Source organism: Flammeovirga agarivorans (genome assembly GCF_012641475.1).
GTDB classification, from domain to species: Bacteria; Bacteroidota; Bacteroidia; order Cytophagales; family Flammeovirgaceae; genus Flammeovirga; species Flammeovirga agarivorans.
In genome coordinates, this window is sequence record NZ_JABAIL010000011.1 from 65,799 (window position 1) to 81,986 (window position 16,188).

Sequence of the window (16,188 nt, forward strand, 5' to 3'; positions counted from 1 at the left end):
CCACTTTAATCAATTATTGTTTTATCAACTTAACAATTGATGGTTGATCATCTACGTAAACGTAGACCATGTAAAGACCAACTTGAAGTTGTGAGATATCAAAAGTATTACCTCTTGAAAATTCACAAACTTGTTGTCCTGACATGTTGTAAATAACGAGATGATCAATGCTGTTAGTAAATGAAATGAATTGGTTAGAAGGATTCGGATAAAATGCTATTTGCTCTGTAGGAGCGATACTACTAATGATATCATTATCATCAGATGTTGCTTCTTCCCACTTTGCATAGACGTTTATATTTTCTGTAGTTCCAGTTGCGATGCTTTCAATAGGAGTCAAAAGTTGTTCATCACTATACCATCCCATGAAAGTATAATCATCCCTTTCTGCATCTTCAAAGTATATCTCTTCTTGGAATGTAAATGAATTAGGATTGTCATGATCATAACCATTATGGTAGGTGATCAAGTATTCTGTTAGACTCCATTTGGCATACAAAGACAAATCACCCAGTTGATGATTATCTATATCAAAGGAAGTTGTAAAATCAGCATCTGTATACCAACCGTCGAATGTATACCCTTCGATGGTTGTTTCATTAATTTCTAGAGGGTTGGATACTGTATAATAAGTTGACTTATTAAACGTCATCTCGTCATATAAAACGACTTGATAGAAAATCTCTTCTGTTCTAAATGCTAATGTATAATCGTACTGTAAATTATTATATGTCTTTTGTTCAAAAGTAAATTGATGTCCCTCTGGCATATCATCTTGTGATGGAGTAATAGTAATACTACTACCTTTCAGTACTTGAAGTTCAAAAGATGTATTCTGCTCCAACACTTCATTAATACTACCATCAATTGTCAATGTTGTTGCAAAAGGAAGGGATACAGAAATGTACGAGTAATCACTATCAAAAGTAGCTTCAATATTGAATTTATAATCTGTATCAGCTGTAATAACTACATATACTTTTTGCCCTTCAGTTAATCCATCTATGTTTAGCTCAACCTGATCAGAAGAAGAGCTTTCAGGATCGTAAAAACCTAAGTCTCCATATTCATTCGTATCACAATTATTTTCAGAATATACATCAATGTAGGTATCAGTATCTGAAATAATCGTAAGTTCTCCATCACTTGGAATGGTAAATTCATAGAACTTTGCATTGTTGGAAACGATCAATTCCTGAGTATCCAAAGTCAATTCAGCAAGAGATTCACAACTTAAGCCAGCATCATCTGTAAAACCTATCTCAAAGTTATAGCTCTCGGTATTGTTATCGTTCAAAAATCTCAGATAATAGGTTTCTCCTTCAGTAACTGTTGTTGTAATAATTGATTGAAGTCCCATGTCATTGTCTGATGAATTGATTGCTCCATCATTAGGATCACAATCATTATCAAGAACAATGTAAGTGTCTATTCCTTCGGCATGACCTGCAGTACTGATAAATAGTTCACCCGATCTTTCTGCGGTATATGAGAAGTAATCTGTATCCTGAGTATTGTCTGCCGTATAAATCCCTGCTGAGGTTAATGCTGTAATTTCGAATTGATCACAAGTGATAATTTCTTCAAAAGAGATATCAAAGTTGTGGTTTCCTCCACCATATGTATTAGCCCATTGGAAAAAGATGACATCACCCGGTTCACCTGAATGTGTGAACGTAGAGGCAGATCCGCAGGTGTCATCATAATTTTCTGGGGTAGCCTCACAGCTTGTATATAGATTAAGGTCAGTATCAACATTATTATCACATGAAGAAACAGTGACTTCACCATATTTTGTGAAAGTGTAAGAATACCATTGTGCTTCAGAAGCTGAAAAATCAACAGCGTTTTCGCCTTCAATACCAACAATTGGTTGGTCACATGAATAACCTTCTGTGAAATCTAATTCGTCTACTAGTGCTGTATATTCATCATAATTATTCTCTACATTAATAAACTTAATGTAGAAGGTATCATTTGTTTCTGCTTCAATAAAAACTTCACTCTTGGTAGAACTACAGTTTTGTTCAGTAGTATTGACTAAAGCATCACAGCTATTTTTATACACTTCAAAAGCAGTTTCAACAGCGAGTTGATTATTTAACCCACAAGTTGATACTCTAAGTAAACCATCTTGTGTGGCTGTATATTGATACCAAGCGTCTCCATTACTTTCAATATGATTGATAGTAAACGAGCCAGTATTATCTAACGTTGTGGCTGTTTCACATGAAGAAGCACTATTGATATCATTATAATAATCAAGTAATGTCGCATAAGCATCGGCCATACCTGCACCATGAAATGCATCATGTCCTTCTCTATCCTCATTACTTCTACCAATCTCATCTACAGCATTTTTTTCTAGATAATAGAGTGCCTTGGAAAGTGAGAAATCAGGATCTCCCAAACCCTTCATTAACGCAATGATTCCAGCAATTATTGGTGCAGCTTGAGAAGTACCCGACATGGTAACATAACTGGTGTTCGAAGTATGAGAAAGACCAACTATTCCATTACCAGGAGCTGAGATATCAATATGATTACCATAGCTACTACCGCCTCCCCACAAGAAAGGACTTGCTCTTGTTCCATCATAAGATAGGGCACCTACTGATACAACATTATTTAGTCCGGCAGGGTAGGAAGTGGTGCTATTGTTGGAGTTGCCCATAGAAGCAACAATGATAACGTTATTTTCTACTGCATAATCTACCGCATCTTGCATAGCTGCAGAGTAACCTGTACCACCTAAAGACATATTAATGACATCTGCACCATTATCTACTGCGTAATAGATCGCTTGAATCCAATCAGAATACCAACCAGAACCTGATGAGTTAAGTACTTTAAGCGTCATCAACTTACAGTTCCAGTCAACTCCTGCCATCATATTGCTATTATTGCCATTGGCTCCAATGATACTAGTTACATGCGTTCCATGTCGGTGGTCGTCTGTTGGGTCTGCATCTCCAGCATCTCCTTGGTGACCCACGTTAATCATATTATAGCCATAGATATCGTCGATAAACCCATTGTTATCATCATCAATACCATTGTAGGGAATTTCATCTTCGTTGACCCATAATCGGCCATCAAATTCGGGGTGATCTAGCTTAAGACCGGTGTCTAAAGTGGCTACAGTAATGGTTCCACTACCTTTAGTAACACTCCATGCTTCAGGCATGTTGATATCAATACCTGCTACACTATTATTAATTGAGCCATCATTAGAGAGAGACCATTGATTAGAATACCCAGGATCGTTGGGAATTACCTCACCTAGAATTTCTCCTTGTTGATCTTCTTCAATAAATTCATACAAACCTGATGCATACAAGTCCATAATCTTATCTTGAATATTTTCATCATTATCAAATTCAAGCACCACCAATTCGGCCTTCTTTCCTTGAACGGATGCTTTATGACGAAGTAACTTACCTTTAAAAGTTCTCTGGTTGCCATGTTGTATGGGATTGCTTAACACTACAGAATTCTGAACAACTTCAGCTTCTGTTGTTTTTTTAAGTTTAGCAATTAAAGTAACCTTTTCCTTATCTGTTTTAGCTTTAACATTAGTGGCATATTGAGCAGTACAATTTAAAGCAAACAATAGGAGTAGTATAGTAAAAAATGCGTTAAGTATTTTCATTAGTATAAATAGCAAAAAATAGTTTGTCGTCCCTTCTTTAATGTCGACAATATGAAATTTTATTTAGTAAGAGTATGTAGATGATCTTCCAATAACTAAAAAAAAGTTGACTTTTGGCAATTTCTAAAGTTACAATCTGTTACAATGGGAAGTTACAAGTCGTTACTAGGAGACTTTTTAATGAAAATCTACTACTAATACCATATGATGCATATCAAACGATATAGTTAATACCTAATATAGTTTTTTTGAAAGTGGTAGGATATAGAGTGTGATGTTTATAAAAAAGAAAACACCTCACTGGCAATGCCAATGAGGTGTTTTAAGAACTTAACTCTCTCAATTTTTTTTCACTTATCTACTAAGCGCATTCATCTAACTTCACTTATATATACTGATGTGATCAAAATATTGTTACACTACAAACAATATTTTCATCAATAAAAGTAAATGTTATTCATGTTGAATGGAGTTAAGACTAAAGCTACCTTGTACTAGATAAAAGATAAATGTACTTCACTACGTTTCTAGTAATTAGATTACATAATTGTCTAATTCTATTCAATTATTTAACAATACTATCCTTTAGACAACATAAGAAAAGAGGGTAAAGAATCTATATATATTTCCTACGCTGAATTTCTAATACAATTATACTAGGTTAAATTTATAAAGTAACAATGTTTCATATTAATAAATGGTAAGTAACTATTCCTTCATTTTGTTACAAATTTTAGGCTGTTATTGGTAGTTGTTTTTACTTGTTTTGATTAATCATAAACAATAAAAAAATATACAATCGATCATTTAAGATATATCACAACTTTAGTAAAACAGGTAGAGCGCTTTTTTTAATATTGAAGGGTGAATAAATGGTCAACCAATTATTAGAGTAAATATACAGATAGGGTTCTGATGTGTAAACGAGCTTTTTCAAGCTCTAAAGTTTCGATAGTAAAAAGTAAGAATTAAGAAATTTGATAAGAATTAATGAGTCATCTTCTTCCAATTAATAAGGACTACAAAAATATTAATAAGTGAATAAGTAAAAATGGTAACCAAAGGATAATAATTTGATGGTAAATGGTAAACCAATTAAATATTTAAGCGAATAAGGGAGTTGTTTTTCTAATTTTTATACTGAATTTCAATTTTAATTTTTTAATAAAATTTTAGTAATAAATATTAAAAATAGTACTATTTGAAGTATAAATATTGACTTATTCTAAGAAAAAGAGAAAAAAGTGTTGTTGAGACACTATTTTATTATAACAAAGTTTGCATTTAAAATTTAATCCTCGTAAAATTGGTCAACCAGTTTATGGTAACCCAGCCGGGCGTTATTCAAATTGGCGAATAAAATTGAAATAATGAATTATTATTAAGGATATAAGGTAGCAACACGAACATTGAGCACTCTTGAATCAATCTTTTTTAAATCTACTCTCTATCAAGTTTTTTGAGTTGAAAAAAAGATTTTTACTGTAAAAATTGATATAAGTTTTGGAAGTGAAGTTTAAATGTTTGTAAATTGGTCTACCAATTAATAGGCGAGCACAAAATGGAACAAACGGTATTTAATACTTTTAGAAAAATAGAAATTGAGAAACCAGTTGATAAGATTATCAAACAGGTAAAAGCTTTAATTTCTACGGGGCAGTTAAAAGCAGGGGATAAACTTCCATCAGAGAGAAAGCTTTCCGATCTATTTGGTATTGGTAGAACACATGTACGAGATGCGATAAGAAAATTAGAATTTTATGGCATTTTAAAAACACTTCCTCAGAGTGGAACAGTAGTAGCAGGGTTTGGAATTACAGCATTAGAAGGTTTAATCACAGATGTGTTGGATTTAGAGGGGAATGATTTTACTGCATTAGTAGAAACAAGAGTTGTACTTGAAAGAAATACCGCAAGGTTTGCAGCATTAAGAAGAGACGAAAAAGATATAGTATCCATATCAAGTGCTTTATCAGCATATGAGGAGGCTCTAAAACATGGTAGAGATACTGTAGAACATGATTTAATGTTTCATATGAAAATAGCAGAGGCGAGCAAGAACACAGTTCTGAAATCACTAATGCTAATCGTCGCACCAGATATTATCACATTCTTTAAAGAAAATGATGTCTGTTCAGGAGATAAACCCAATAAGGCCGTAGAAGATCACTATGAAATTTTGGAGCACATCTCAAACCGTAATCCCGAAAAGGCAGAACAGGCAATGTATAATCACTTGAGAGGTATCTTGAAAACAGATATTTTTTAGGTACTAAAACTGATGTATAACTGAGTAAACACCAAGTATGCCTATGAAGTAAGGTCTTTATAAACAAAAAATGGATTAACAAGCTGTTAATCCATGCAGGATTTCTTAAGCAGGGTCATCGGCAAAATCATCCGCTAAACAGAAAACCTTAGTAGGTCAAATATAACAGATGAAATGAGCAATCACAAACACAGCTCCTACTAACGCCTGCATACTATTCTATTTTTTTATTATTAAATAAGCTTTAGTACTACAAAATGAATGTATATATCATCTTGTTATCCAAAAGTGAAAAGGTACTATTGCTCTCTCTTTATGAAATAAAATGAACAACATAAAATTATTACTATCAACTTTCACACTATTACTCTTTCTGTGCATTCCAAATGCATATGCACAAGAAACCCATTTGGTAAAGGGTAAGGTCGTAAACCAGGATAATTTTCCATTACCGGGTGTATCGATTGTTATTAAAGATGCAGAAAGAAGTAAAGGGACAATTTCTGATTTTGATGGAAATTTCTCATTAATGGTAAAACCCACTGACGTTTTAGTTTTCTCTTTTATTGGCTGTAAAACTCAAGAGGTTTCAGTAAATAATGCAACGGAACTAAATATTTCTTTACTTGAAGAAGCAAGCCAATTAGACGAAATTGTAGTGGTAGGTTATGGTGCAGTTCAAAAATCACATTTAACTGGTGCCGTATCAAAAGTATCTAACGATAACTTAGATCAAATTCCTTTAGCTAGGGTAGATGATGCTTTAGCGGGACAAGTTTCAGGTGTTAACATTCAAATGACAAACCCTGCAGCTGGTGAGGCTCCAACTATCCGAGTACGTGGTGTAGGTTCAATTACTTCATTCCCTAATCCACTTATTGTAGTAGACGGAATCGTAGTAGATCAGGATTACTTAGCAAGTTTGGATATGAACGATGTTGAGTCAATCGAAGTATTAAAAGATGCTTCATCTGCAGCGATCTATGGTTCAAGAGGCTCGAATGGTGTAATCCTTATTACGAACAAATCGGGTAAAGAAGGTAAGGCGAAGTTCAACTATAACGGTTACTTCGGTATAAAGTCAGTACCTAAGAATGATGTATTGAAAACAGTTGGTGAGTGGACTTCATTTGTTACTGAAAACAATGAAGGAGAACTAACAGACAGAATGAAATATATCCAACAGTTAGGTACAGAAACAGCTTGGGATGATGTTGTAATGGATGGAGGAACAATCCAATCTCACTCATTATCAGCTAGAGGTGGTTCTGAGAAAACAAAGTATTCAGCTTCAGGTAACTATTTAAAAGATGAAGGTGTTCTTCTTACAGATAGCTATGAGAGAATCAACTTCAGATTAAAAGTAGATACTAAAGTAAATGACCGTTTATCATTCGGTATGAACTTAAACCCTTCATACAGTAACCAACGTCGTTTCCCAATTGGTCTTCATGATGCAATTAGACAATCACCTTGGTTACCTGAATACTTAGACGAAAACAGTATCAAATATGTGAACCGTTTAAGAGAAGAAGGTAGATGGGCAGATGCTAAAGTGGGCGATTATGCAATGGAAAGAATGTTTGATGACTATGATTTAGACAACGGGATGCCAATCGAAACTGGTGGAACGGATATCAGTACTACATCAAATGTATCTCCAATTTCTAAAATCTTAGAGCGTGAGTACAGAAAGTATCAAACTAAATTATTCACGAACTTATATTTGAAATACAAAATTGCTGAAGGTTTAAACTTCCGTTCATCTGTAGGTGGTGATTATAAAAATACAAGAAACCAACGTTACACAGGTGTAAAAGCAAGTAGAAACGCAGAGAGCGGTACTTCAGCTTTCGATTCTAGAAGTAACCAATTCCATATTGTAACAGAGCAAACGTTAACTTACGATAAGAGATTTGGAACGAAGCACTCATTAAATGCTGTAGCAGGTTTCGCTTTTGAATTCTGGGATAACAACTACAGTGAGGTAGAGGCCAACGGTTATAACTTCGATTATATCAAAACGATCCCAACAACGAACGTTACGGGTGCTGAAACATATGCTAATCAAAAGTCATTAGTATCTTATTTAGGTCGTGTGAATTATGCATATGCTGATAAGTATTTAGTATCAGTTAGTTTCAGAACAGACGGTAGTTCTAAGTTTGGTGAAGACAATAAATTTGGTGTATTCCCAGCAGCTTCAGTGGGTTGGAGAATCAACCAAGAAAACTTCTTAAAAGACAGCAAAGTAATCAGTAACTTGAAAGTAAGAGCAAGTTATGGTGTTACTGGTAACGACGGTGAAGACAGAATCATCGGTAGATATCCTGCAATTGGTCTTGTAGAACCTGTAGGTGCTGTTTTTGATGGAAACATCTACTCTGGATTTAATCAATCGACATTATCGAACCCTCAATTAAGATGGGAAAAATCGGTTGAATTTAACCCAGGTATCGATGTAGGATTCTTACAAGATCGTTTCGGATTTAGTGTAGATTTCTACAAGAGAAATAGCCAAGATCTATTATTGAACAGACCGATTCCTTCAGCAACAGGATTCAGCGATGCAATTGTCAACTTAGGTGAGGTAGAAAACAGAGGTGTTGAAGTGGAAGTACGTACAACAAACGTAGTTTCAGGAGGATTTAAATGGCAAACAACAGCTAACCTTTCATTAAACGAAAATAAGCTGATCAGCATGGCAGGTGCAGATGGATTAATTTCAACAGTTGATCCTAAGCGTCCGGCAGAGTGGATTGCAAAAGAAGGTCACCCTGTATCATCATTCTATGGTTATGTAGTGGAGAAAGAAATTCCTTTAGAGAATATCAAGAATCCATTCTACCCAATCAATGGTCAGTCTCAAGATGTATATGTGAAAGACTTAAATGGTGATGGTATTATTGATCCAGATGATAGAACGATTTTAGGTTCACCTTATCCAAAACTTATCTGGTCAGTAAACAACACAATCAACTACAAGAGCTTCGATTTAAGCTTTATGTTCCAAGGTTCTCATGGTGCGAAAGTAAGAAACATGGATCCTCAGTATGTAAACAATCAGTTTAGCTCGAACCAAGATTATATCACTGACGAGGAAGATCCAAACTTCTTCCAAGACGCAGATAAAGTTCAACAAAGAATCTTTACTGACGATATCGTAATGGATGCTTCTTATATCACATTAAGAAACTTAAATGTTGGTTATACTTTACCAACTGAGCCATTGAAAAAGGTAGGAATTAACTCATTGAGAGTATATGTAGCTGCACAAAACTTAATCTACATTATGGGTAAAGACTATAGAGGTTACAACCCAGAAGGTATTAACCAAGGATTAGATTCACCATTAACTTATGGTTATCAAAGAGGTGCAGCACCAATTCACAGAACATTCTCAGCAGGTTTAAATCTTTCATTCTAGGAACAACATGAAAACAAAAAATATATTAAAGGTCGCAGCAATAGTTTTTGGAGCATGGACATTTACTGCTTGCGAGAGTCAATTGGATTTAAAACCAGTTTCAGCCATCGGTGATAACGGTTTTTACACTAACACTGATGAAGTAGAAGCTGCTGTATTTGCTATCTATGATGGATTACAAAATACAGTTCAAAGAGAATTCGCTCTAACTGAAATGAGGTCTGATAATACGAAGACGAAAAACAGTGAAGGGGAATGGGCACAGTTCGAGAAGATGGATGTATCGCCAACAAATGGTACATTATCTGAATATTGGACAGATTTATACAATGTTGTATTCAGAGCGAACAAAGTAATAGCATCTTTGGATGTTGTCACTGAAGAAGCTACAAAGGCACAGTTCGAAAGTGAAGCTAAATTTGCGAGAGCATTGATGTACTTCAACTTGACAAGAGCATACGGTGAAGTTCCTTTGGTAACAAGAGTAATTGTTCCAGGTGAAGAGGAAGCAACAACAAAAACTGCTACAAATACTGTTTACCAACAAATTGAACAAGATTTGATGGACGCTATTGAAGTATTACCAAGCAGAGGTGACACTAACGAAGGTAGAGCTACAAAAGGTGCAGCACAAGCACTCTTAGCAAAAGTAAAATTAACTACTGGAGATTATGCTGGTGCGAAAACGTTGTTAGAAACAGTAATGAACAGCGGTGACTATGCTTTAGTAGAAAACTACTCAGATGTTTTCTATAGCGAGTTAAACACAGAGATCATCTTTGCTATTCAGTTTATTAATGACAATGCTGTAGAATCACAAGACTTCTCTTATGAGTTTACAAAATTGGGTAGAAGTAGTGGTCTTAACTATGTGACGGCTGATTTCAAAGCCAATGTAGATCCAACGGATACAGAAAGAATGGCTGTTCTTTATAATCCTGAAGATCAGCAAGAAAATGGTAAGTTCTTAACATCATCTGCTGATAACAGATTATGTGGTAATGATTGGATCGTTTTAAGAATGGCTGATGTTTACTTAATGTATGCTGAAGCAATTCTTGCAGGAGAGTCATCGACAACAAATGCAGATGCTGTGAATGCTTACAACATGATTAGAGCAAGAGTAGGTTTATCAACTTTAGCTGCTGGAGAGACACTTACTAAAGATGCTTTATTAGCGGAAAGAAGAGTTGAGTTAGCCTTTGAAAATCATAGATTATTCGATTTAGTTCGATTTGGTGAGGCAGAAAACGTAATGGGAGATTTTGCAGAAGAGAATGGATTTACATTCAACGCGACGAAGCTTTTATTACCCATCCCTCAGAGAGAAATTGATACAAGCTATGGCTTGTTGACACAAAACCCTGGGTACTAATTTACCTGATGGAGTAGTGCATTGGAACTTAAGTTTATTTGATGCACGGGTAAGATTATCTTCCATGCCTACTCCAACTATAAACTTTTCTTTCAATCGACAACAATAAAGACATGAAATCATTTTTGAAATATATTGGAATGGCAAGTGCACTAGGCATGACCTTGTTTGCTTGTACAGAAGAATTACCAGGTGTGGGTTCTATTCCAGATTTAACACCACCATCTGCAGACTTTTCTTATAAAGCTACTCAAGAAGATTATAGAGAAGTAGCATTTACAAATACATCTATCTCTGCGGGTATTTTCGAATGGAATTTTGGCGACGGAGGTACATCCGATGAAAAAGATCCAGTACATATGTTCCCAGGAGAAGGCGAATATGATGTGGTGCTTAAAGTAAAAGATGGCAATGATTTATCTTCAGATACAACGATCACAGTAGCAATTGTAGATGAGTTTGTACCTGAATTTCAATGTAACAGTTTTGAGTGTGACGACCGCAGTGTGTGGGGCAGTTTCTCAGGATCAGGGTCACCAACTCCTCCAGATCAGGACACTGGAGCGAAAATAGGTAATGATGGTCAGTATTTAGATCAGACTATCAAAGTAACTGGAGGTGTTACATACAATGTAAGTTTCCATTATGTAAGTAAGGCAGGTGGAACAAGTGCAGGTGAATTATTAATGGAGGATCCAGATAACGGAATTACGTTTGTGGACGAGTCGCTTCCTCTAACAGAAAATTCATCAGAATATGTATATACAAGCTATGTGATCGAAACAGCTAGTAATACTACTCAATTGCGTTTCAGCATGAACTTCGGTGATGTTGAAACAAGATATGATCTTGTAGAAATCAAAAAAGTAGACTAACACTAATTACACCCGGCTTTTGGTCGGGTGTCTTAGACAAACTGACAAACAAACAACTTATTCACTCACATCAACCTTTGAAAAGATAGTTATGAAAAACATCTATTTTATATGGATCAAAAACATAATAGCACTGTCTTTTGTAGTGTATTCATCTAAATCACTTGGACAAGTGATCGTAAGTGATGCCGCTACATTGGAAGAGCAAATTGCGTCGGCCACTGCCGGTGATACTATCCTGATGAAAAATGGTATTTGGAAGGACCTAGAAGTGAAATTTACAGGAGAGGGGACGGTAGAAAAACCTATTATTCTAAAAGCACAAACAAACGGAAAAGTAATTATAGAAGGACAGTCTTACATCGGAATTTCAGGGAAATATCTTGTTGTAGAAGGTCTTACATTTAAGAATGGATATACGCCTACGAATGCCGTAATTAGTTACAGAACAAGCAGTAAAGATTTTGCTTACCACTGTAGAGTAACGCAATGTCTTATTGAAAACTTCAGTAATCCAGAACGATACGAGGCAGACAAGTGGGTAGAAATGTACGGTAAGGATAATCGTTTTGATCATAATGCTCTTATCGATAAAAGAAATAAAGGAGTAACGTTTACGGTTCGATTAAATAATGAAGAAAGTAGAGAGAACAATCACATTATTGAATATAACTACTTTGGTAAACGCCAAAACCTTGGCTCAAATGGAGGAGAAACATTAAGAATAGGCACTAGTCATTATTCAAGAACAAATTCCAACTCAATCGTTAGAAAAAATTATTTTGAGTCTTGCGATGGAGAGTTAGAAATCATCTCTAATAAATCATGTGGTAATACATACCAAGACAATGTATTTGATGCTTGTAAGGGGACTTTAACCATGAGACATGGAGAACGAACTTTAGTAGAAAACAACTACTTCTTAGGAAAAAGAAAGCACAATACTGGAGGTATTCGAGTAATCAATGAAAGACAAACAGTCAAAAATAACTATATCAGCGGACTAACAGGATACCGATTTAGAGGGGCTTTGGTGGTGATGAATGGTGTACCGAATTCTCCGCTCAATAGATATAATCAGGTAGATGGAGCTGTAATTAGCAATAACTTGATTCTTAACAGCGACCACGTTCAATTATGTGCAGGAAGTGATACCGAAAGATCTGCAACGCCGATTAACTCTACGATGTCCGATAATATTTTCATGACAAATACAAACCCTAGCTTATTTACGGTTTATGATGATATTTCGGGAATTCAATTTGAAGGGAATTTTGTAAATAAAGAAGAAAATGTTCCTGTAGAAAATGGTTTTAAAAGTATAGATTATCAGTTGACAAAAAACAGTAATGGTTTACTTTCAGCAAGTAAAAAATTACTTAAGAAAATAGGGTTTAAAGGTGATGTTGAATTACCAGTGTCAAGAGAGGAAGTAGGGCCAGCGTTTTACGACAAAGACACTAAAGTGATAGGTTTAAACGAAGGAAAGGAAATCCATGTTCAACCTGGAATCAATACAATTATTGAGGCACTTGAAATGGCTAATCCTGGAGATATCCTTTTATTAGAAGGGAATGAGGAATATGTTTTAACGAAGACAGCTTATATACATTTTCCTGTGACATTAAAAGGTGAAGGCAAGGCAACAATCTTATCAGAAAAATCTGTAGCCTTTCAATTAGAGAATGAGGCAGATTTAGAGCTTAATCATTTAGTGATTGATGCTAAAAATGCACCAGACCAATCTGGAAATTGTATTGTTAGTACAAGCAGGTATTCGATGAACGACAATTATATCTTTAAGACTTTGGACTGTGAAATTCGTAACCTTAACATTAATCACACTTTCAATTTTTTGAAAATATATCCATCGACAATGGCTGATACTGTTTTGATTGAAAATTCACAATTTGATCAAGTAACAGGTTCGATTCTTGCATTAGATAAAGAGGTAGATGACCTAGGAATGTACAACGCAGAATATGTGATCATTCAACAATCTTCATTCAAGAATATAGACAACACAATTGCCGACGTTTATAGAGGTGGTACTGATGAAAGTACATTTGGCCCTAACGTTGAAGTACTCGATTGCACTTTTGAAAATGTAGGTCATAGTAAAAGAAATAAAGAACAATCTTCACTGACATTTCATGGTGTTCAGAAACTGGAAATCGATGAATGTCATTGGGTAAAAAGTGCTCCATTAAAGTTATTCCTGACGAATGGTGAGCCAATATCAGAAATTAAAAATTGTACTTTTCAAGAGACGGACAAAGTAGTAGCAAACTCTGATAAATACAGTTTCGAAAACATTAAAATGATCAATAAATAATGTTGATAAGAAAATATACGATACTTGTTTATTTACTAATAGTTAGTTTTTCACCTCTTTTTGGTCAGCATCAATTGACGTTGACCAATGAGGAGGAAAAGGAAATTAAGCAAGGAGAAACGGTAGAACTATTTAGTAATTCTGTAAAAGCAGCTGAGAAAAAATTGGCTCCTTATTTAGAGAAAGGTGTAGACGTTCCAACTCCAAAAGATTTGGCAGGTGGATACACACATAGTCAGCATAAGAAGAACTATTTTCTAATGCAGAAGGCAGGGGTATTGTTTCAAATTACTGGAAACGAAGCGTACGCAGAATTCATTAAAAATACTTTGGAGAAGTACAGTGCCCAATATAAAAACTGGGACAGACACCCTTCGAAGAAATCATATGCAAGAGGGAAAATATTCTGGCAATGTTTAAATGATGCCAATTGGTTAGTATATACATCACAGGCCTATGGAAGTATCTACTCTTGGTTAAGTCCAAAAGAAAGAAAAAAGCTAAACAATGAGTTATTTAGACCAATGGCTGATTTCTTATCCGTAGAAACACCTCGATTTTTTAATCGCCTACATAATCACAGTACTTGGGCTAATGCAGGTGTAGGTATGATTGGCCTTGTGATGGAAGACGAGGACTTGGTACAAAAGGCTTTGTATGGATTACCGATCACTGACGAAAAGGTAAAAGATAATGATGGTGGAAGTATCACAAAGGAAGGACAAAAAGAAGCGGGTTTTCTTGCTCAAATAGATCACTCATTCTCTCCTGACGGATACTATACGGAAGGACCGTATTATCAACGTTATGCGATGTATCCATTTTTAATCTTCGCTTTAGCGTTGGAAAATCAGCAACCATCATTAGAAATTTTTAAATATAGAGAGGGCGTATTGTTAAAGGCAGTAGATGCACTTTTACAACAAACGAATGCTTCTGGAGAGTTTTTCCCTTTAAATGATGCCCAAAAAGGGATGTCGTATTACTCTAGAGAATTACAACTATCGCTGGCATTAGGGTATTACTATGGCAAACAAGACAAGGGATTACTTGGTCTAATCAAAGAACAACAAAGAGTACCTCTAAATTATGCAGGGTACATTGCAGCTAGAGATATAAATAAAGGCCTTGCACAACCATTCAAAAAGCACAGTATTTATTTCAGTGATGGACCGAAAGGGGATAAAGGAGGAATTGGTGTACTAAGAAGTGATGAGGTGGAGTTGATTATGAAATTCTCTCAACATGGAATGGGACATGGTCATTTCGATAGATTATCATACAGTCTAAATTTTGGTAAGGAAGAAGTCTTACAGGATTATGGCGCTGCAAGATATGTCAATATCCATCAGAAAGATGGAGGTGGGTATTTGAAAGAAAATAAAACATGGGCAAAACAAACTATTGCTCACAATACTGTGGTCGTAGGTAAAAGATCACAATTTAAAGGCAACGTTAAAAAAGCTGACAGTATTTCTCCAGAAGAATATATTTTCTCTACTGATAAGGAGAATGTACAAGTAGTAAGTGCTAAAGAAAGCAACGCTTACCAAGAAGTAGACTTACATAGGACATTGGTTTTAATAAAAGACTCAAGCTTTGAGAATCCATTGGTGTTAGATTTATTCAATGTACAATTAGATACTGCACAGCTCTTACAATTACCTTATCATTACCACGGTCAACTTATGTTTTCATCAGTTGATTTACAGAGAGCAACTACTTTAAAACCTTTGGGTGAAAAAGATGGGTATCAACATTTATGGAATGTTGCTGAAGGAGAGGTAAAAGGAGCGTTTAATCAGATCAATTGGTTTGATAAACACAGATTTTACACTCTGAATATGGCAACTACAGAAGGGGAAAGTATCACTTTGGCCGAACTTGGAGCTAATGATCCTCACTTTAATTTGAGAAGAGACCCTTCTATTATCCTTAATAAACAAGGTCAAAAGGGAGACAACTGGATGGTCTCAATTTTGGAAACACATGGTAGTTATTCTACCGTTACTGAAGCGTCGAAAAACACTTACAGTACAATCAAAGATGTATTCATTTCATTTCAAAATAACGAATATATAACAGTTAACTTCACTAACAAACAAAATGAAGAATGGACCTTCATACTTTCAACTGTGGACAATTCAGATGTTAAAGAACATCAACTTTCTTTGAAGGATAGAGTGATTAAATGGGACGGTCCATTCGTCCTGTTTAAAAATGAAATTGATCAGTAAAACAATACAATAAAGCTA

7 protein-coding genes are annotated in these 16,188 nt (G+C 35.1%); 6 read left to right on the forward strand and 1 reads right to left on the reverse strand.

The features are described 5' to 3' along the window. Window positions 1–13: 13 nt before the first annotated feature. Window positions 14–3,652 carry a S8 family serine peptidase gene (locus HGP29_RS24130; protein ID WP_168885027.1) on the reverse strand — a complete coding sequence of 1,213 codons (3,639 nt, stop codon included), beginning with the start codon at window positions 3,650–3,652 and terminating at the stop codon, window positions 14–16. Window positions 3,653–5,213: 1,561 nt separating this feature from the next. Here HGP29_RS24130 and HGP29_RS24135 point away from each other — a divergent pair. The 6 genes from HGP29_RS24135 (at window position 5,214) to HGP29_RS24160 (ending at window position 16,170) form a co-directional block, all read left to right on the forward strand. After that, on the forward strand, window positions 5,214–5,921 hold the full coding sequence (locus HGP29_RS24135; RefSeq protein WP_168885028.1) for a FadR/GntR family transcriptional regulator: 708 nt from the start codon (window positions 5,214–5,216) through the stop codon (window positions 5,919–5,921). 325 nt (window positions 5,922–6,246) lie between these two features. Continuing rightward, entirely contained in the window at window positions 6,247–9,348 is a 3,102-nt protein-coding gene (locus HGP29_RS24140; protein WP_168885029.1) for a SusC/RagA family TonB-linked outer membrane protein, read from the forward strand. A gap of 7 nt (window positions 9,349–9,355) precedes the next feature. Continuing rightward, window positions 9,356–10,723, forward strand: a complete 1,368-nt coding sequence (locus tag HGP29_RS24145; protein ID WP_168885030.1) for a RagB/SusD family nutrient uptake outer membrane protein — start codon at window positions 9,356–9,358, stop codon at window positions 10,721–10,723. A gap of 113 nt (window positions 10,724–10,836) precedes the next feature. Further along, window positions 10,837–11,598 (forward strand): PKD domain-containing protein, encoded by a 762-nt coding sequence (locus tag HGP29_RS24150; protein ID WP_168885031.1) that lies wholly within the window; start codon window positions 10,837–10,839, stop codon window positions 11,596–11,598. A gap of 91 nt (window positions 11,599–11,689) precedes the next feature. Further along, on the forward strand, window positions 11,690–13,933 hold the full coding sequence (locus tag HGP29_RS24155) for a polysaccharide lyase 6 family protein (RefSeq protein ID WP_168885032.1): 2,244 nt from the start codon (window positions 11,690–11,692) through the stop codon (window positions 13,931–13,933). Next, window positions 13,933–16,170, forward strand: coding sequence for an alginate lyase family protein (locus HGP29_RS24160; protein ID WP_168885033.1), 2,238 nt, complete (start codon window positions 13,933–13,935; stop codon window positions 16,168–16,170). The genes HGP29_RS24155 and HGP29_RS24160 overlap by 1 nt, the downstream gene beginning before the upstream one ends. The last annotated feature ends 18 nt before the right edge of the window (window positions 16,171–16,188 follow it).

Bases quoted from the DNA above. Each gene is read 5' to 3' on its own strand.
- HGP29_RS24130 (WP_168885027.1), bottom strand. From the start codon at position 3,652: ATGAAAATACTTAACGCATTTTTTACTATACTACTCCTATTGTTTGCT.
- HGP29_RS24135 (WP_168885028.1), top strand. From the start codon at position 5,214: ATGGAACAAACGGTATTTAATACTTTTAGAAAAATAGAAATTGAGAAA.
- HGP29_RS24140 (WP_168885029.1), top strand. From the start codon at position 6,247: ATGAACAACATAAAATTATTACTATCAACTTTCACACTATTACTCTTT.
- HGP29_RS24145 (WP_168885030.1), top strand. From the start codon at position 9,356: ATGAAAACAAAAAATATATTAAAGGTCGCAGCAATAGTTTTTGGAGCA.
- HGP29_RS24150 (WP_168885031.1), top strand. From the start codon at position 10,837: ATGAAATCATTTTTGAAATATATTGGAATGGCAAGTGCACTAGGCATG.
- HGP29_RS24155 (WP_168885032.1), top strand. From the start codon at position 11,690: ATGAAAAACATCTATTTTATATGGATCAAAAACATAATAGCACTGTCT.
- HGP29_RS24160 (WP_168885033.1), top strand. From the start codon at position 13,933: ATGTTGATAAGAAAATATACGATACTTGTTTATTTACTAATAGTTAGT.